Origin of the sequence: Thioclava sp. F1Mire-8 (genome assembly GCF_002213165.1) — a bacterium.
GTDB lineage: Bacteria > Pseudomonadota > Alphaproteobacteria > Rhodobacterales > Rhodobacteraceae > Thioclava > Thioclava nitratireducens.
The window spans coordinates 474,183-491,361 of sequence record NZ_NBNY01000001.1 but is presented as its reverse complement, the minus strand read 5'-3'; the positions used below and the strand labels follow the sequence as shown (position 1 = coordinate 491,361).

The 17,179-nt window shown below is 63.6% G+C and carries 17 protein-coding genes and 1 tRNA gene; 6 read left to right on the top strand and 12 right to left on the bottom strand.

The window, feature by feature from the left end; genetic code table 11:
- Window positions 1-36 precede the first annotated feature (36 nt).
- From B6V75_RS02330 to B6V75_RS02315, 4 genes are all read right to left on the bottom strand, one after another.
- Window positions 37-1,113: an ABC transporter ATP-binding protein gene (locus B6V75_RS02330; RefSeq protein ID WP_088719370.1), complete on the bottom strand. Its 1,077-nt coding sequence runs from the start codon at window positions 1,111-1,113 to the stop codon at window positions 37-39.
- An 11-nt stretch (window positions 1,114-1,124) separates the two neighbouring features.
- A complete protein-coding gene (locus B6V75_RS02325) occupies window positions 1,125-1,934 on the bottom strand; it encodes an ABC transporter permease (RefSeq protein WP_075774834.1) in 810 nt (269 codons plus the stop codon).
- A gap of 7 nt (window positions 1,935-1,941) precedes the next feature.
- The gene (locus B6V75_RS02320) at window positions 1,942-2,838 is read right to left on the bottom strand and encodes an ABC transporter permease (RefSeq protein WP_075774835.1); all 897 of its coding nucleotides are present in this window, start codon (window positions 2,836-2,838) and stop codon (window positions 1,942-1,944) included.
- A 163-nt stretch (window positions 2,839-3,001) separates the two neighbouring features.
- Complete coding sequence (locus tag B6V75_RS02315) at window positions 3,002-4,420, bottom strand: PLP-dependent aminotransferase family protein (RefSeq protein ID WP_088718589.1); 1,419 nt, start codon at window positions 4,418-4,420, stop codon at window positions 3,002-3,004.
- Window positions 4,421-4,507: 87 nt separating this feature from the next.
- Between B6V75_RS02315 and B6V75_RS18405 the strand changes: the two genes are divergently transcribed.
- On the top strand, window positions 4,508-4,696 hold the full coding sequence (locus B6V75_RS18405; RefSeq protein ID WP_109171954.1) for a DUF1127 domain-containing protein: 189 nt from the start codon (window positions 4,508-4,510) through the stop codon (window positions 4,694-4,696).
- An 85-nt stretch (window positions 4,697-4,781) separates the two neighbouring features.
- Here the strand turns inward: B6V75_RS18405 and B6V75_RS02305 are convergent, their stop codons facing one another.
- The 4 genes from B6V75_RS02305 to B6V75_RS02290 form a co-directional block, all read right to left on the bottom strand.
- Window positions 4,782-5,519 (bottom strand): Hint domain-containing protein, encoded by a 738-nt coding sequence (locus tag B6V75_RS02305; RefSeq protein ID WP_075774838.1) that lies wholly within the window; start codon window positions 5,517-5,519, stop codon window positions 4,782-4,784.
- A 214-nt stretch (window positions 5,520-5,733) separates the two neighbouring features.
- Complete coding sequence (locus tag B6V75_RS02300) at window positions 5,734-8,010, bottom strand: Hint domain-containing protein (RefSeq protein WP_168174423.1); 2,277 nt, start codon at window positions 8,008-8,010, stop codon at window positions 5,734-5,736.
- Between the two features lie 879 nt (window positions 8,011-8,889).
- Window positions 8,890-8,973 (bottom strand) — tRNA-Leu (locus B6V75_RS02295).
- Between the two features lie 46 nt (window positions 8,974-9,019).
- On the bottom strand, window positions 9,020-9,883 hold the full coding sequence (locus B6V75_RS02290; RefSeq protein ID WP_088718588.1) for a neutral zinc metallopeptidase: 864 nt from the start codon (window positions 9,881-9,883) through the stop codon (window positions 9,020-9,022).
- 135 nt (window positions 9,884-10,018) lie between these two features.
- On the opposite strand from B6V75_RS02290, the gene B6V75_RS02285 reads away from it, so the two are divergent.
- From B6V75_RS02285 to B6V75_RS02265, 5 genes are all read left to right on the top strand, one after another.
- The gene (locus tag B6V75_RS02285) at window positions 10,019-10,597 is read left to right on the top strand and encodes a YqaA family protein (RefSeq protein WP_088718587.1); all 579 of its coding nucleotides are present in this window, start codon (window positions 10,019-10,021) and stop codon (window positions 10,595-10,597) included.
- An 8-nt stretch (window positions 10,598-10,605) separates the two neighbouring features.
- Window positions 10,606-11,100, top strand: a complete 495-nt coding sequence (locus tag B6V75_RS02280; protein ID WP_199224636.1) for a disulfide bond formation protein B — start codon at window positions 10,606-10,608, stop codon at window positions 11,098-11,100.
- Window positions 11,101-11,161: 61 nt separating this feature from the next.
- The gene (locus B6V75_RS02275; protein WP_088718586.1) at window positions 11,162-12,064 is read left to right on the top strand and encodes a PfkB family carbohydrate kinase; all 903 of its coding nucleotides are present in this window, start codon (window positions 11,162-11,164) and stop codon (window positions 12,062-12,064) included.
- Window positions 12,061-12,981, top strand: a complete 921-nt coding sequence (locus tag B6V75_RS02270) for a pseudouridine-5'-phosphate glycosidase (RefSeq protein WP_088718585.1) — start codon at window positions 12,061-12,063, stop codon at window positions 12,979-12,981. Before B6V75_RS02275 ends, B6V75_RS02270 begins: the two co-directional genes overlap by 4 nt.
- Before the next feature lie 77 nt (window positions 12,982-13,058).
- Window positions 13,059-13,760: a DUF502 domain-containing protein gene (locus B6V75_RS02265; protein ID WP_075774844.1), complete on the top strand. Its 702-nt coding sequence runs from the start codon at window positions 13,059-13,061 to the stop codon at window positions 13,758-13,760.
- On the opposite strand, the gene B6V75_RS02260 is transcribed toward B6V75_RS02265, so the two are convergent.
- From B6V75_RS02260 to B6V75_RS02245, 4 genes are all read right to left on the bottom strand, one after another.
- Complete coding sequence (locus B6V75_RS02260) at window positions 13,742-14,779, bottom strand: patatin-like phospholipase family protein (RefSeq protein ID WP_088718584.1); 1,038 nt, start codon at window positions 14,777-14,779, stop codon at window positions 13,742-13,744. The two genes, B6V75_RS02265 and B6V75_RS02260, sit on opposite strands and share 19 nt — an antisense overlap.
- Before the next feature lie 86 nt (window positions 14,780-14,865).
- On the bottom strand, window positions 14,866-16,086 hold the full coding sequence (locus B6V75_RS02255; protein WP_075774846.1) for a cysteine desulfurase: 1,221 nt from the start codon (window positions 16,084-16,086) through the stop codon (window positions 14,866-14,868).
- Window positions 16,087-16,094: 8 nt separating this feature from the next.
- On the bottom strand, window positions 16,095-16,688 hold the full coding sequence (locus B6V75_RS02250; RefSeq protein ID WP_075774847.1) for a YIP1 family protein: 594 nt from the start codon (window positions 16,686-16,688) through the stop codon (window positions 16,095-16,097).
- Window positions 16,688-17,179, bottom strand: a complete 492-nt coding sequence (locus tag B6V75_RS02245) for a Yip1 family protein (RefSeq protein WP_075774848.1) — start codon at window positions 17,177-17,179, stop codon at window positions 16,688-16,690. Before B6V75_RS02245 ends, B6V75_RS02250 begins: the two co-directional genes overlap by 1 nt.

The window sequence follows — 17,179 nt, the reverse complement described above, 5'->3', positions numbered from 1 at the left end:
GCCATCCGGCGACGGGGTCAGCGCCCCCTGCCCCGGTCACCGGAACAAAACGAGCGCTCCGGGCGACCATGCGACGCGGGTGCGGGTGCCGACTTCCAGCACGGGGCGGCCGAACACGTTGCGCATCGAGATACGGACCGGTTTTTCGGTGCCGTCGAGGCGCACGTCGTAATAGGTCATGTCGCCGTAATAGACGACCTCGTCGATCGTGCCGGGCGCTTCGCGGTCGGAGGCCTGTTGACCTTCGTAAAGAAGCGTCAAGGTTTCCGGGCGGAAACCCACCGCGGCGCCATCGCCCGCAGGTGCGATCGAGATCTGGCTCGGCGCGACCTCGAGCCGTCCGAGACCTGCGACCTCTGCGGTGACCGCTTCGCCGGGCCCATCCGTGACCGTCGCGGGCAAGAAATTCATCACCCCGATGAAATCGGCCACGCGGCGCGAATTGGGGTGACCATAGAGCACTTCCGGATCGGCGAGCTGGGCGATCTCGCCCTCGAACATCACCGCGATCCGGTCCGACATGACCAGCGCCTCTTCCTGATCGTGGGTGACCAGAACGAAGGTGATGCCGACCTCGCGCTGCAGCTTGATCAGCTCGACCTGCATCTGCTCGCGGATCTTGCGGTCGAGCGCGGAGAGCGGCTCGTCGAGCAGCAAAACCTTAGGCTTGAGGATCAGCGCGCGGGCCAGCGCCACACGCTGCCGTTGCCCGCCCGAGAGCGCATGGGCCGCGCGAGTGCCGTAGCCCTTGAGCCCGACCATCTCGAGCGATTCCTCGACCAGCTTGGCCTTCTCCGATTTCGAACGCGGATCGCGGCGCAGGCCGAAGCCGACATTCTCGGCCACGCTCAGATGCGGGAAGATCGCGTAGGACTGGAACACCATATTGGTGGGCCGCTTGTTCGGCGGAACGCCCACCATCGTCTTGCCGTCGATCAGCACCGCGCCTTCCGAGATCTCCTCGAATCCCGCGATGGTGCGCAGCAGCGTGGTCTTGCCGCAGCCCGACGGACCGAGCAGCGAGAAGAACTCGCCTGCGCGGATCTCCGCGGTGATGCCGCGCAGCGCGTGATAATCGCCGTAATATTTATGAACGTCCTGAAAGGCGATCATCGGTTTATCGGTCACAGGAAACCTCCGGTATCCTTGGCGCCGGTCCGTTTGACCCCGCGCCGGCGGAAGAATTCGGCCACGCTCAGAAGCAGGATCGAGGCCGCGACGAGGCAGGTGCCAAGCGCCATGATGACCGGGATCGCTGACGGGAAACGCAGCTGGGAAAAGATATAGGTGGGCAGCGTGGGCTGATTGCCCGCGAGGAAGAAGGCCACGATGAACTCGTCGAGCGAGATCGTGAAGGAGATCAGGAAGGCCGAGATGATACCGGGCATCACCAGCGGCAGAACGATCAGGCGGAAGGTCGACATTCGCGTCTCACCCAGATCGACCGCCGCCTCTTCCAGCGACTGATCCAGCGTCGCGAAAGCCGTCTGCAGCACCGCGATGGCATAGGGCAGCGAAATGATCACATGGCCGAGGATCACCGTCGCGATCGACAGGTTCACCTTCAGCACTTCGAGCATCACCAAGAGCAGCGACATCCCCATCAGGATATCGGGCAGGACCATCGGCAGCAGGATCAGCCCCATGATCCCGCCCTTGCCCTTGAAACGGTAGCGCGTCGAGGCGCGGGCGGCGAAAACCGCGAGGATCGTGGCGCCCGCCGAGGACGTCAGCGCGATGATCAGCGAATTCGACAGCGCGTGGCGCAGCGTGTCGTTCTCGGCCATTTTCGCGAACCAGTCGGTCGTGAAACCCTTCAGCGGAAAGGCGATGATCGTGCCGTCGTTGAAAGCGAACAGCGGCAGCAGGAAGATCGGCGCGTAGAGGAAGATCAGGTAGGCGATCGCGTAAATCTTTAGGGACGGTATTTTCATGCGCGGCTCACTTTCCGACCTTCAGGAAGCGGCGGTTGAGCCACAGGAAGACCAGCGACAGAGCCGCGACCACGAGCAGCGAACTGACCGCAATGGCCGAGCCCAGCGGGCGGTTGTCCAGGGGTAGCATCTGCGCCTGAATGAGGTTCGCGACCATCGGCATCTTGCCGCCTCCGATCAGCTCGGGCGTGACGTAATCGCCGACCGTCGGGATGAACACGATCAGCGTCGCGGCTACGACACCGGGCATCGCCAAGGGCAGTGTCACGCGCAGGAAGGTGCGCCAGCGACTTTCGCCCAGATCCTGCCCCGCCTCCAGCAACGAGCGGTCGATCTTCTCGAGGCTCACGAAAATCGGCAGGATCGCGAAGGGCGCATAGGCATGGGCCAGCGTCAGCGCGATCGCCCCCACCGAATTGAGCATCTGCAGCGGATCGGCGATTAACCCGTTCGGCCCGATGATCCCGATCCCCTCCAACGCGGAATTGATCACGCCATTATAGCCAAGGATCACCTTCCACAGAAACACGCGGATCAGATACGACGTCCAGAACGGGATGGTGATCAGAAAGATCCAGCGCGCCTTGCGGTTCGGCGCCAGACCGAAGCTCAGATAATAGGCAATCGGGAAGGCCAGCGCGACCGTGACCAGCGTCACCAGCCCCGCCACCAGCAGCGAGCGAACCAGAATCACGCGAAAGATCGGATCGGTCCATGTGGCGATGTAATTCTGTACGGTGAATTCATGCACCACCGTCAGATAGCCATCCTTGAAGAAGGAATAGGCGAGGATCGTGACCAGCGGCGCGGCCAGCAAAAGAACGGCATAGAGGAAGGGGGGCGAAATCAGCGCATAGCCCTGCGCGGACTCGCTGCGCAGCCAGCTCTCCCCTTTACCCGCCATCCATCTCTCCCGATTTGCACCCGTCTCGGGCGTCGTTGGCTGTCACGAAAGCACAAGGGCGCGGGCGTGAAAAGAGGGCAAGCGCCCCTACTCGCGCAAGGGCAAGGCAGATGCCGTAATTTTGTGCAGCGCGCTTCGGCGGCGCGGCGTCAGGCCTCAGCCCTCAGACCGGCAGATCGTCGGGCATCCGCTCCAGCAGCCCCGTCAGCGTTCGCAGCGCGGTACGGAAGCGCTCTTCGGGGACCGAGCCCGCCATCGCGATGCGCACCGCGTTGGGCGCCTGCCCGTCCTGCACGACATATTCATCGGCCGAGCGCAGCAGCACGCCTTCCATCTCCGCCATGCGCGCGAAGGTGGAGCCACGCCAGCCCATCGGCAGCTTCAGCCAAAGGAAGCTCAGCCCCGGCAGCCAGTTGAAATCCTGTCCCGCCAGCGATTGCACCGTCATCTGCAACCGCCGACCCATTTCCTCCTGCGCGGCATAGCGAAGACGCATCGCCTCGCCGCTCTCGAAGAGCCGGGCGACCATGTCGGTGATCGGCCGTGCGAGGCCGAAGAAGCTGTGCTGGGCGGCTAGCCGCCCCACTTCGCCCATGCCTTCGGGGGCTGCGACGATGCCGAAGCGCATGCCCGCCGAGATCGTCTTCGACAGAGATGTGATATGCCAGCTGCGCTCGGGCGCGATCACCCGGAAGCTCGGCAGGCCGGTGACCGGCGCGGTGTAGCAATCGTCCTCTATGATCTGCAGGTCATGGCGGCGCGCGACCTCGACCAGCGCCTCGCGGCGCGCGACATCCATCCGCCCCGCCGTGGGGTTCTGTGCGTCGGGCGTGATGCAAACGATCTGACCGCCATGTTTGCGGCAGGCCGCGTCGAGCGCATCGGGCATCATTCCCTGTTCGTCGATGGCGACGGGATGGACCTCTGCGCGGTTGAGCCGTGCGGCGTGACGGAAGCCGGGATAGGCCAGCTCCTCGATATAAACGCCGGGCCGATCGCCACGCAGGCAGGTCTGCATCACGAGGTTGATCCCGTTCTGCCCGCCATGCGTCAGCACAAGGTCATCCGCGTTCAGGATAGAGGCGAGCGAGCAATCTTTCGGAAACCAGTCGAGCACCGCCTCGCGGCAATAGGCGTCGCGGCGCAGACCGGGATATTGCAGGTAGGTCTTGCCGATCGAGCGCGCAGCTTCCTCCATCGCCCATTGTAACGCTTTTGTCTGGCCGACATCGGGCAATTGTGGCGATCGGAGGTTGACCAGATCGTCAGGGGTTGCGTCGATCTCCTCCCCGGTATGGCGGTAAAGCGGCTCGCGCGGGCCGAGTCGCTGCGTTTGTGTCGATACAAAGGTGCCGCGTCCCACCTTGGCCTCCAGCAGCCCCTCCTGCGTGGCGATTTGGTAGCCCCGCGCGACCGTGCCGGGGGTCACCCCCAGTGACCAGGCCAAGTCCCTGACCGTAGGGAGTTTTGCGCCCGGTTTCAGGTCTCCGCGACGGATCCCTTCGCGCAGCGCGCGCACCAGCGCGAGATATTTCGGTCCGGCGATATGGGCGAGTTGGGGAGACCAGCTTGTATCAGTCACAATATTTCTCTGGTTGCTTATTTTGAGGTATTGTATCCCTCTTATAGCAACAAACGCCACATTGTATCAATACAGAAAGGCATCGCAATGTTTACCCTGTCGCGGACCCGTCCCGTTCCCGCTCGTCATGGCCGTCTGAGCCTGATCGCGCGCGTTGCGCGCGTCCTCGAAGCGCGCCGTTCGCGGATGGCGCTGGAGAAACTCGATGACCATCTGCTCAAAGATATCGGAATCAGCCGGGAGATTGCCCGGCAAGAAGTGCGCCGCTTCCTGTGACGCGAACGATCCGGGCAATTCCCCTGACCGGAATCGTCTATTGGCCGGGCCTCAGTGCCCGGCTCTTTTTTGCGGTTGATGAAAATCACTCGGTGGGGTGCGTCTCGGGCAAGGCGGCCTCGGCGTCGCGCCGGGACAGATCGGGGCGCAGCGCCAGAAGCTCCGCCCGCTGCGCCGCATCGAAGCCCGCCAGCATCGCCAACTCCGGTCGGAAACTCTCAACCCATAGTCCGTCGCAGAGCAACATTTCCGGCGCGTCGAGTAGCAGTTGCAGATAGCGCACGCCGCCCGCCGCCCGCTCGGCCTCGACCCCGTCCAGCCCGACAAGCTCTTGCGCGGAAACGAGATTCCCCCGTAGCGGCGACATCAGACGGTGATTGGGTGATACGCGCATATCCTGCACCGGATGCCCCTCGCCAAGCGCGCCCGCGCGGATACGCACCGGGCTCAGCAGAGGATTGAGCGCGAGATCGGCAGCCGTGAACACTCGTGAACCGATCCAGCGCAGCGTCTGAACGCCGGACTCGCGCGTCACCAGCCGCGCACCGGGGCGCAAATCGCCCGCAGGAACACCGCCAGCCTCGGTTGCGACCCGCGTCTCGGGCGTCACGCAGGGAATGGCCGCGCGAAACGCAGCGATGGAGCCGGAAAAAACCGTATCTCCGGATGCGTCAAAGCCACTGATATGGCCGTCCGTCTCGTCATGGCTGTCGAATTCCAGGCGCAGCGACTCGGTGCGCGCCATCGCGGTACATCGCAGCCCCTGAGCCGGCGATTGCGCCAAAATCTCCGCGATATCCGTTGCGCGCATGCTCCGCGTCATCCGATCCTCCTGCCTCCCAGCAGTCGAGGCCCCCTTCCTTCACACGATAGCGACAAAACCCTGAGGCGAAAACGCGTGATGGCGTCTCTACGTGCGGATTAGCGGAAACGAATTGTTCGAGTTGCGGAAACAACACGGCAGCGCCGCGCCCCGGAAACATCCCGGACGCGGTCGCAGTTATTGGGCTGGCGGGGCCTCTGACGAGGCCTGCGCGTCAACTCATGCGCAGGACGTTGGCTTCATGCTTCTTGAGCGTCTTGCGCGCCGCCTGATAGGCCTCGCGGCCCTTCGCGGTCTGCAGTTCCGGGAAGATCTCGAAGATTTCCTGACGCTGCGAATTGCCCATCCCGCCCAGCGTCTGGTCGCCGGGCTGGAAGCTCTCGGTCCAGGCACCATTGGCGAGCAGGACCTCGTGGCGGTCGAACATGAAGTGCAGGTAGCTGGTGCCCAGCGTCTCCACCGTGTCCACGCCCTGATTACCGACGAGATGCTTGGCCGCGACGAGAACCTCGTGCTCTTCGAAATAGAGCGCAGTCTTGTCATTGGCGACGAGCATTCGGTGGTTCGGCGAGACCATCATGTCGCGCTCGGGCAGGTCGTTGCCGAGCGAGCCCTTGCGGATCAGCACCGGCTTGAGATGCGGTGCGCGCGCGAGCTGCTCATGCGTCATGTCGGCGCGGCCGGCCCAGCGGACCTCCTGAATGCCGTTATCGCGGGTCAGGACCTTGTCGCCTTCGCGCAGCGTCTCCACCGGAACCTCGCCACGCGGCGTCGCGATCAGAGTACCCGGCGTGAAGCAGGGGATGACCTCTTCCATGTTGGAGAATTCGAGCGTACCGGTGACATTGCCCGAGCCGTCGAGGAAGTCGACCGTCCCGGCATAGGTGCTGACACCCGAGACCGGATCGTAATCGGTGACCGTGGAATGAACACGCAGCGGCCCCGCGCCCTGCAGGTCGAGCGTGTCGTAATCGTCGCCGCCTTCGCCGCCGTCGAGCGTGTCTCCGATGCCATCGGTCGAGGACCCCACTATGAACAGATCGCGATCGTCGCCACCGGAGACGGTGTCCGCATCCGCGCCGCCATCGAGCGTATCGTTACCCTGGCCGCCATCGAGATTGTCCGATCCGTGACCGCCCTCCAGCGTGTCGTTGCCTTGCTGACCGTAGAGCACGTCATCGCCCAGACCGCCCATCAGGCTGTCGTCGCCGGGCTCGCCCGGATCATTTTCCACCGGGCAGGTGTCATAGGTCATGTCGGTGATCGAGATCGCCTGATCCGTCGCCCCGCCATTCGAATAGGCGATGCTCAGCTTTGCGGTCGGATCATTGATGGTGACCTTGACCGAACCGATCTTGTCGTCCTGATGCAGGCTGCCGTCGTCCTGATCGCCACCGGTGATGGTGTAGGTGCCGTCGCCATTGTCGGTGACCGTCTGGTTGCCCTCGGGATCGATCGTGATCGCGACCGGGTTGCCATCGGCATCGACGGCCGAGAGCGTCACGACATCGACATGGTCATCATAGCTGTCCGAACGATCGAGATCGTTGATCCGGAAGCTCAGCCCCTGAACCTCACCGGTGTAATCGCTATTGTCCGAAGAGAAAGTCAGGACGGTCGTCGAGGTCGGCGACACACCGCCTTCGCAATCGCCGCCCGCACCGTAGAGCTGCAGTGCCGAGCAGCTGTCGAAGTTCTCGCCCGCTTCGGTATATTGCGCAGAGGTCGTCAGCGTCGCCTTCGCCCCGTAATCCTGCGACTGGAAGTCGAAATGGACCTTGGTCTCGCCCAGATCGACAGTCTGGTCCTTCACCTCGCCGCAATCGGTCTGGAAATGGCTCCAGTCCACGGTTTCCGAGACCGGATCGGCCGCGGGGCCACCGGCCGGATCGTTGTCGCCGTAGATCGTGTCGTTCCCGGCGTCGCCCGAGATCGTGTCGTTGCCGCCCTCGCCATAGATCAGATCGTCGCCCTGGCCGCCCTCGACGGAGTCGTCGCCCTGACCGGCATAGACCGTGTCATTGCCGTCGCCCGCGATGATGTAGTCGTCATTCGGCGCGGCGCCCGGAAGGATCGCGTCGTTATTGTCGACCATGTCGCCTTCGGGATCGCCGGTGTAATGATCGTCTATCAGGTCGCCGCCGGAGGTGCCTTCGACGATACCGTCGGGCGCGCTCACGTTGATCGTAACGGTCGCGGTGTCGTAGCCGCCCTGCCCGTCATAGATCTTGTAGGTAAAGCTGTCGGTGCCGGAATAGTTGGGATCGGGCGTGTAGGTGATCGTGCCATCGGCATTCACCGTGACCGAGCCATGCGCCGGGTCGCTCGCCCACTGCACCTTGAGCGGGTCGCCATCGGGGTCGCTGTCATTCGCGAGAACGGCGATCGTCTGCGCGGTATTGTACTTAACGCTCGCGCTGTCGTTGGTAGCATTCGGATCGGAATTCTTGTCGCAATCATCGTCGTCGTGATGATAGTAGAAATAAGTCATCCCCAACTCTCCTTTGCCGTCCGCTTGGCTCCCTGGCCCCGCGCCGTGGCGTATCTTCCCTAGGGCGCAAAGCGGCGGCGCCGTGACGTGTCCGGATCCGAAGTCCGAACGTGTTTTTTGAGAAGAATTGGCCAGCGTCGGCGCGCGCGGGCGCTGCCGGCAAAGTCGCCGCAGATCGCTCTGCGTCTCCTTTGCCCTCATGGTCGAGGCCGTTATGGATCGGTCCCCTTGGCAGCGCCGGGCGAGCTCTCTTTCGACAACTCTTCTCTTTGGCCACCCCCATGGCCAATCGCCCCCCAGCAGGGCTTGGCCTCAATCTGCCCTCGCGACCGCCACAAAGAAAAGGGGAATTTGCCGCTTTCTTGCCTCATTTCGAGGAAATGCCCGGGAAACGGTCATCAATAATCCGAATCGCGAAGTGACTGTTTTTAAACACCGTTTCCGTTTACCAAAAGATCGACCTATCTTTTTAGACAGGAACCATGCCTAAGTTTCGCCACATTTAAACCGGTGGTTGAAAGGTATTTGTCGGACCCGTTGCGAAAGGCGAAAAACTGTTTTCGATTTAGCGACAATAACCGGGCGAGTTTGTTTCCTGGGATGACCCCAATCGCAGCGATATTTCTCCCACGGATAAGTCTTAATTGTCCTCGACCGCGCAGCAATCCGGTATCTCGCGCCCGTTTGTTCTGAGAACGAAACGAGATTACTTCGAATCATCTTTTGCTAACCACGTTCCAAGACGCCGCTTTTCACGATGACGCCAAATTTGGACAAAGTCTTGCGAGCCCGGAAAATGCGGCCCCGACAAGACATAGGAACAAAGATGCGCCGGCCGGGTCACCATCGGCGCGCGGATCTGTCATTTTGCGGAAGGTCTGGTGCCCGAGGTCGGACTCGAACCGACACGCCTTGCAGCGGCGGATTTTGAATCCGCTGCGTCTACCATTCCGCCACTCGGGCCCAGTCCGAATCCTCTAGCGCGCAGCCGCGCCCGAGGCAAGTACGCTTAGAGGTTACGCGTTGAAAACGTGTCGCATTGTTTGAGCTCACCGCTCAGATAGCCCCGCTCGAACCAGCGTTGCCGTTGAGCGGAACTGCCATGGGTGAAGCTGTCGGGCATCGGCACCCGGCCAGCCTCGCGTTGCAGCGTATCGTCCCCGATCCGTGCCGCGGCGTTCATGGCCTCCGCGATGTCGCCCGGCTCGATCGCGCCGATCTGATCTTCGGCGCGGCGCGCCCAGATCCCTGAGAAGCAATCGGCCTGCAACTCGATGCGCACCGAGAGCGCATTAGCCTGCGCCTCGGAGCTTTGCGCGCGCACTTCGTTAACCTTACCGAGAATCCCCAGCTCGTCCTGAACGTGGTGGGCCACCTCATGCGCCACGACATAGGCGGCGGCGAAATCGCCCCGCGCGCCGAGCTGCTGGCTCAGCGTGTCGAAAAACGCCGTATCGAGATAGATTTTCTGATCGCCCGGACAGTAGAACGGCCCCGTCGCGCCGCTCGCATTGCCGCAGGGCGATTGCGTGACCCCGCTAAAGAGTACCAGCACCGCCGGATCGTATTGCCGTCCCAGGTCGGATTGGAACACGCCCTGCCAGACCTCCTCGGTATCGGCCAGCGTCACCGAGACGAAATCACCCATCGCCTTCTCGCGTTCGCTCAGCTCGCCCGATTGCGTGATCACCGGCCCCGAGCCCGCACCGCCATCGAGCAGCGGCGTCAGATCGATCCCGAGGAAATAGGCCACCACGATGATCGCGACCACACCGAGGCCGCCGCCGCCCAGACGGATTGCGCCGCCCCCTGCCCTGCGCTGGCCGCGCCGGTCCTCGATATTGCGGCTGCCGCGCCGTCCACGCCATTGCATTTGCGAATGCCTCCCTCGCTTTTTCGTGAAGTCTAGCGCGAGGCCCGCAAAAGCAAAGGTGCGACGCGCGTGACTTGACCTTGCGGCCCGCGCGGGAGATGAAGCGATCCGAGCAGCAAGGAAAAGGATGCCGCCATGATCCGCCGCATCTACGACTGGACGATGGCCCGCGCGAGCCACCCGCATGCGATGTGGTATCTCGCCGCCGTCGCCTTCATCGAGGCCTCGGTCTTCCCGATCCCTCCGGATGTCCTGATGATCCCGATGATCCTCGCCCGGCCCTGGGCGGCTTGGCGCATCGCGCTGGTGGCGACGCTGTCGTCGGTCGCGGGCGGCTGTCTGGGCTACCTGATCGGTTATGGTTTCATGGACGCGATCGGCAGGCCGGTGCTGGACTTCTACGGCAAGGCGGACGATTTCAACACACTCGCCGCCCGGTTCAACCAGATGGGCGGCTGGGCCGTGCTGATCGCAGGTGTCACGCCTTTCCCCTATAAGGTGATCACGATCTTCGCGGGCGCCACGAACCTGAGCCCGGTTCTCTTCCTTTGCGTCTCCTTCATCGCCCGCGCGCTGCGCTTCTTCGTGGTCGCTGGCCTCCTTTGGAAATTCGGCGAGCCGATCAAGACCTTCATCGAACGTTGGCTCGGCCCGCTCTTCACTATCTTCGTCATCCTGCTGATCGGCGGGTTCTATCTCCTGAAATATCTCTGAGGCCTCCGATGCAAGATCGCCTGCAAACCCTGACCTCTTTCCGCGGCCTCGTCGGCCTCGCCGCCGCTGGTTCCGCCGTCGTGCTGGCCGGGGCCTTCGTGTTTCAGGCCTTGGGCTATGCGCCCTGCCACCTGTGCCTGCTGCAACGCTGGCCGCATCTGGTCGCAATCCTGATCGGACTTGCGATCCTCGCCTTCCGCCTGCCGGGCTGGACTGCGCTTCTGGGCATGCTGGCGGCGCTGACGACCTCGGTGCTGGGCTTCTATCATTCGGGCGTCGAGCGGAAGATCTTCCAAGGTCCGACCGATTGCACCTCGAATGGCGTCGACACCACCGTCTCCGCCGCCGACCTGCTCAAGCAGATAAACGAGGCCCCGCTGGTGCGCTGCGACGAGATTCCGTGGGACATCTTCGGCATCACCATGGCGAACCTCAACGCAATCGGCTCGCTCGTTCTTGCGGGCATCTGGCTCTGGGCGTTCCTCAAGTCGCGCCGCGCCTGAGCCACCCGAGCGGGGGCCAAGCCCCCTTGCCCCGCTCCCGAAACCGCGCCAAGAACCGCGCATGAGCGAATCCAGACCTGATATTCTGTGCATCGGTTCGGTCCTGTGGGACATCATCGGCCGCGCCTCGGTGCATATGCACGAGGGCTCCGACGTGCCGGGGCGGATCGAGCGGCTGCCCGGCGGCGTTGCGATGAACATCGCGATGACGCTCCATCGGTTCGGGCTGAAACCGGCCGTACTCACCGCGCTTGGGCGCGACAGCCAGGGCAACGACCTGATCCGGACCGCCGAGGTGCTGGGCGTCGATTGCAGCTATCTCTACCGCTCCGACGATCTGCCGACCGACCGCTACATGGCGATCGAAGGGGCGAACGGGCTGATCGCGGCGATCGCGGATGCGCATTCGCTCGAGGCTGCGGGCGAGAAGATCCTCGCACCGCTTTCCGACGGGCGGCTCGGCACCGAAAACGAGCCGTGGACCGGCGCCATCGCACTCGACGGCAACCTGACCGAGGCTCTGCTCAGCCAGATCGCGCATTCGCCTCTGTTCGCCAAGGCCGACCTGCGCGTGGCGCCTGCCAGCCCCGGCAAGGCGGAAAGGTTGATGCCACTTCTGACGCATCCGGCGGCGACGCTTTACGTCAATCTCGAAGAGGCGGGCATCCTGTGCCAGGGCCGCTTCGACAGCGCCCAGCACGCCGCCGAAACGCTACTGGAGCGCGGGGCGCAGCGCGTGCTCGTGACGGATGGCGGCAAGGCGGCCGCCGACGGAAGTGCTGTCGCGGGCAACGTGATCGCCTCGGCACCGCCCCCCGTCCTCGTGACCCGCGTGACCGGCGCGGGTGATACTTTCATGGCCGCGCATCTCGTGGCCGAACAGCGCGGCGCGGGTCGTGAGGAGGCGCTGGAGCGCGCTCTGACCGCCGCCGCGCGCTACGTTTCCGGAGAACTGGCCACATGACCGCCCCCCTCACCTTCGCCGCCGAAGTCGCTGATGCGAAAGCACTAAACCGTCCCATCGTCGCGCTGGAGTCGACGATCATTACCCACGGGATGCCCTATCCGCAGAATCTTGAAACCGCGCAGGCGGTCGAGGCCGAGATCCGCAAGGCGGGCGCGGTACCGGCCACGATCGCGGTGATGGGCGGCAAGATCCATATCGGGCTGGAGCCGGAGGAACTGGAGCAGCTCGCGCAGACCAAGGACGCGATGAAGGTGAGCCGCGCCGATCTGGCGGTGTGCCTCGCGAAGGGCGCGACCGGGGCCACCACCGTCGCCGCGACGATGATCTGCGCGAACCTCGCGGACATCGACGTCTTCGCCACCGGCGGGATCGGCGGCGTCCATCGCGGTGCCGAAGACAGCTTCGACATCTCCGCGGACCTTCTGGAACTGGCACAGACTCCGGTCAGCGTGGTGGCGGCCGGTGCGAAGGCGATCCTCGATCTGCCGAAGACGCTCGAAGTGCTGGAGACCCACGGCGTCCCGGTCATCGCCTACGGGCAAGACGCCTTCCCCGCTTTCTGGTCGCGCAATTCCGGCCTTCCCGCGCCGCTGCGCGCCGATAGCGCCGCCGAGATCGCCAAGTCGCAACTCGCGCGCGCGTCGCTCGGTCTGCCAGGCGGCCAGCTGATCGCGAACCCGATCCCCGAAGAAGCCGAGATTGCCCGCGAAGAGATCGTGCCGGTGATCGAACAGGCGCTGAGCGAGGCCGAGGCGCAGGGCATCGCGGCGAAGGCCGTCACGCCTTTCCTGCTGTCGCGCATCTTCGAACTGACCGAAGGCCGCTCGCTCGAGGCCAATATCGCCCTCGTTCTGAACAATGCCCGTCTGGCTGCCGCAATCGCGGGCGAAATCATCACAGCTCGCGGCGCCTGATACGCGGACCATTGCTCATCGTGGCGGCGCTGCCTAGATAGCAGGCAACGCATCGCCACGAGAGGGCGCATCCTGACATGACCAAAGACGATTCCCATCCGCGCCGCCGCTCGCGTTTCGGCGCGCTGCGCGCCTCCTTCTTTACCGGGTTGATCGTCGTCGCGCCGATCGGCCTGACGATCTGGCTGATGTGGACGATGGCCGGTTGGGTCGACGGCTGGGTGCTGCCGCTGGTGCCGCCCGAGCTGCGCCCCGAACGCTATATCGGCATCAATGTACGCGGGCTCGGCGTCATCATCTTCCTGGTATTCACGGTCATCGTCGGCTGGCTCGCGAAGGGCTTTTTCGGCCGCACGATGATCCGCTTCGGCGAAAGCATCGTCGACCGGCTGCCCTTCGTGCGCACGGTCTATAACGGTCTCAAGCAGATCGCGGAAACGGTGCTCAGCCAGTCCGAGGGCAAGTTCGACCGCGCCTGCATCATCGAGTATCCGAGCGAGGGCCTGAAGGCGATCGCCTTCGTGTCGTCGACCGCGAAGGGCGAGATCGCGGCACAGGCCGAGGACGGCGACCCGCTGATCTCGGTGTTCCTGCCGACGACGCCGAACCCGACCTCGGGCTTCCTGCTCTTCGTGCCGGAATCGAAGGTCACCTATCTCCAGATGTCGGTCGAGGATGCGGCGAAGCTGATCATCTCGGCGGGTCTCGTCTATCCGCAGCCCAAACCGGTGAAGGAGCCGCGCAAGTCGAAGGCGAAGATTCAGTCGAACAACGCCTGAAGGTCGGTCGACGCCTCTTTGCCGATCTTGTCGGCGTGAGCTTCGAGCCAGCGATCCGCCGCCGCCCGGCCTGCCAGTTTCAGCTTTGCCAGCATCCCCCATTCGGGAAGGATTTTGGACTTCGCACCCAGCTCGGTCATGACGTCGTCATCGGCGATCATGTGGATCAGCACATCCTTCATCGACCCCTCCGGCAGCCGGTCTTCGCGGATCAGCCGATGCACGAAATTGATCGCGCGCAATTCCCGTAGCAGCGAGGTGTTGAAGCTGATTTCGTTGATCCGCTCGTCGATCTGCGCGGGCGTCCGGGGGATCTCGTCGCGCCAGAGGGGGTTGATCGAAATCACCACAACGTCGCGCGGATAGGCGGGTTCGAACAGCGGGAAAAGCGGCGGATTGCCGGTATAGCCGCCATCCCAATACGCCTCTGTCCGACCCGTCTTCGGTTCGTCGATCTCGACCGCCTGGAAAATCTCGGGCAGGCAGGCCGAGGCGAGGATGGCATCCGCTGTAATTTCTTCGCCGGTGAAGACACGGACCTTGCCGGTGCGCACATTGGTCGCCGAGACATGCAGCCGTGGCCCCTCTTCCGCGCAGACATCGCGATATCGGAACCGTTCGACCACCGAGCTCAGCGGATTGACGTAGAACGGCCCTGCATCATAGGGCGAAAAGACGCGCGATATGCCGTCGATGAAGGCTGCAGGGGTGAAAGCGTCGAACCAGCGTTTCAGCGCCTCGGAGCCGGGCACTTGCGCGGGCATCAACCGCTCGAGCCGCAGATCGACGCTTTCTGCCACCTGGCTCCAAAGTTCGTCGAGCGACTCGCGCGCGCCTTGGCGACCGCTCCGCGCATAGCCCGCCTTGAACGCGGCCCCGTTCAGCGCCCCGGCAGAGGTGCCGGAGATCGCCGCGTAGTCCAGCCACTCTTCATCCAGAAATCGGTCGAGAACGCCCCAGGTGAACGCGCCATGTGCGCCCCCGCCCTGCAATGCGAGATTGATGCTCTTGCGGTTCATCGGCTCGGCCCTTTCGCTGCCCGCCTCCCTGCCGCAGAGTTATGCTGCGTCGCAGCAAAAGCAAGTCTCTCGCCCGGGCGGTCGCCTCAGCCTAGCAGATCGTGGCAGAGTTCCAGCGCGGAAATCAGCGCATCGGCCTCTTCGCGGGTGTTGTACATCCCGAAAGACGCGCGCGCCGTGGCGGAAACGCCCAGCCATTCCATCAGCGGCCCGGTGCAATGTTGCCCCGCGCGCACCGCGACGCCCCGCTTGTCGAGGATGGTCGAGATGTCATGCGGATGCGCCGGCCCGTTCAGCGTGAGCGAGAAGATCGCGCCCTTGTCGGGCGCGGTGCCCTGCTGGTTGAGCCAGTTCAGCCCGCTCAGTTTCTCGGCCGTGTAGTCGCGCAGGTCGCGCTCATGCTCGGCGATGTTCTCCATCCCGATCCCCATCAGGTAATCGAGGGCGACGCCCATGCCGATCTGTTGCACGATGCCGGGCGTGCCCGCCTCGAATTTCATCGGCGGCGTGTTGTAGATCACCGTATCGCGGGTAACGGTGTCGATCATGTCGCCGCCGCCAAGGAATGGGCGCATCTCGAGCATCCGGTCGCGGTGAATGAAGAGCGCCCCGGAACCGCTTGGCCCGTATAGCTTATGTCCGGTAATGACATAGAAATCGCAGCCCAGATCGTCGATGTCGACGGGGCCATGCACTGCCGCCTGCGAGCCATCGACCAACGTGGCGATCCCGCGGGCGCGCGCTGCCTGCGCGATCGGTTTCACATCGACCCGGGTGCCCAGCACGTTCGACATATGCGTGATCGCGATCAGCTTGGTGCGCGGCGTGATCGCCTCCAGCACCTTTTCGGGCGGCAGCGAGCCATCGGCCTCGGGCTCCACCCAGACCAGCTTCACGCCCTGCCGCTCGCGCAGGAAATGCCACGGCACGATATTGGCGTGGTGCTCCATCACCGACAGGATGATCTCGTCGCCCGGCTCGAGGTTCGGCGCCCCCCAGGCGTAGCTCACGAGGTTGATCCCCTCGGTCGAGCCGGTGGTGAACACGATCTGCTCTTCATCTGCGACATGCAGGAAGCGCGCGACGATCCCGCGCACGCTCTCGTATTTCTCGGTCGCGATATTGGACAGCGTATGCAGCCCGCGATGCACATTGGAATAGTCGTGCTCGTACATCTGCGTCATCGCGTCGATCACGACGCGCGGCTTCTGCGCCGAGGCCCCGTTATCGAGGTAAACCAACGGCTTGCCGTTCACTTCTCGCGTCAGGATCGGGAAATCCGCGCGGATTTTTTCGATATCATACATGGAGCACCTCAGAGTGACGCGGGGTCTGCGGGCATTTGCACGAGGCCGGTCGAGACCAGCACGATCCCCGCGATCATCGCCGAGCCCAGAAAGGTCAAGATAACCCCGAAGCCGGTCGCCAAGGGGTTTTCGAACCCGTGCAGAACCATCGTGAACTGCACCAGCAAGTAGAACATCAGCGCCACCAGCAGCACCGACATCAGAGTGGCCGAGATCGGGAAGAACACCATAAGCACGACCTGGATCATCTGACCTATCATCAGAACGAATTCAATCCAGGTCAGAAGCAGCAGCGCATCCGAGAATTTCCCATTCCCGCCAAAGCGTTGGCCGACGAAAGACATGGCGAAGGCGCCATAGACCAGAAGGGCTGCCTGCAGCCCCACGACGGTCAGCGGCGGCGTCACCGTGCCGATATCGACCTTGGTGATGAACGAGAACACCAGCTGCGCGAGCGTGCCGAGGATCGCCGTCATCACGACAACCAGCACCATCGCCATGAACCGCGCATTGCCGCTCAGATTCAGCCCGATCAAATCGCGCGCAACCGATTTGGGATCGGTGAAGCTGCGGATAAGCCATTCTTTAAGGTCGGGCTGCATCAGTTTGTTTTTCCTTCGAATTCCACCACCCGCAACGCTGCGCCCCATAGCAGGACGAAGGCTACGGTCACAAGCGCGGAGACGAGCGAAAGTTCCGCGCCGCGTCCGATGAACCCCGCGACCAGCCCTTGCAGCAGCATCAGCGGCGAGACCACCAGAAGCGACCAGAACAGCGCGACGCGCGCACCATACCAGCTTCCCTGCCCGCCAAGGAGGCGCAGCACAAGGTGGCTCAATGCCGCAATCGCGTAGAAAACGGGCACGGTGGCCAGCAGCGCCAGCACCGTGCCCATCATCAGCCCGACCATCGGCTGGTCGGGCATCTCATGGGCGATCCGCGACAACCGCGGCCATTGCGCGATGAAGATCACGGTCAGCGCCGCAAGCAGGAAGACCAGCGCGCGCGGCTCAGAAGCCGGGCGCGCGAGATGCTCGCGCATCACCACGCGCGGACGCCGGTAGCTGCGCCGGATATCGTCGGTCGCGGACAT

Coding starts and splice junctions, on each gene's coding strand:
- B6V75_RS02320 (WP_075774835.1), bottom strand. CDS start 2,838: ATGGCGGGTAAAGGGGAGAGCTGGCTGCGCAGCGAGTCCGCGCAGGGC.
- B6V75_RS02300 (WP_168174423.1), bottom strand. CDS start 8,010: ATGACTTATTTCTACTATCATCACGACGACGATGATTGCGACAAGAAT.
- B6V75_RS02305 (WP_075774838.1), bottom strand. CDS start 5,519: ATGACGCGGAGCATGCGCGCAACGGATATCGCGGAGATTTTGGCGCAA.
- B6V75_RS02265 (WP_075774844.1), top strand. CDS start 13,059: ATGACCAAAGACGATTCCCATCCGCGCCGCCGCTCGCGTTTCGGCGCG.
- B6V75_RS02290 (WP_088718588.1), bottom strand. CDS start 9,883: ATGCAATGGCGTGGACGGCGCGGCAGCCGCAATATCGAGGACCGGCGC.
- B6V75_RS02260 (WP_088718584.1), bottom strand. CDS start 14,779: ATGAACCGCAAGAGCATCAATCTCGCATTGCAGGGCGGGGGCGCACAT.
- B6V75_RS02275 (WP_088718586.1), top strand. CDS start 11,162: ATGAGCGAATCCAGACCTGATATTCTGTGCATCGGTTCGGTCCTGTGG.
- B6V75_RS02270 (WP_088718585.1), top strand. CDS start 12,061: ATGACCGCCCCCCTCACCTTCGCCGCCGAAGTCGCTGATGCGAAAGCA.
- B6V75_RS02255 (WP_075774846.1), bottom strand. CDS start 16,086: ATGTATGATATCGAAAAAATCCGCGCGGATTTCCCGATCCTGACGCGA.
- B6V75_RS02245 (WP_075774848.1), bottom strand. CDS start 17,179: ATGTCCGCGACCGACGATATCCGGCGCAGCTACCGGCGTCCGCGCGTG.
- B6V75_RS02250 (WP_075774847.1), bottom strand. CDS start 16,688: ATGCAGCCCGACCTTAAAGAATGGCTTATCCGCAGCTTCACCGATCCC.
- B6V75_RS02325 (WP_075774834.1), bottom strand. CDS start 1,934: ATGAAAATACCGTCCCTAAAGATTTACGCGATCGCCTACCTGATCTTC.
- B6V75_RS18405 (WP_109171954.1), top strand. CDS start 4,508: ATGTTTACCCTGTCGCGGACCCGTCCCGTTCCCGCTCGTCATGGCCGT.
- B6V75_RS02285 (WP_088718587.1), top strand. CDS start 10,019: ATGATCCGCCGCATCTACGACTGGACGATGGCCCGCGCGAGCCACCCG.
- B6V75_RS02330 (WP_088719370.1), bottom strand. CDS start 1,113: ATGATCGCCTTTCAGGACGTTCATAAATATTACGGCGATTATCACGCG.
- B6V75_RS02280 (WP_199224636.1), top strand. CDS start 10,606: ATGCAAGATCGCCTGCAAACCCTGACCTCTTTCCGCGGCCTCGTCGGC.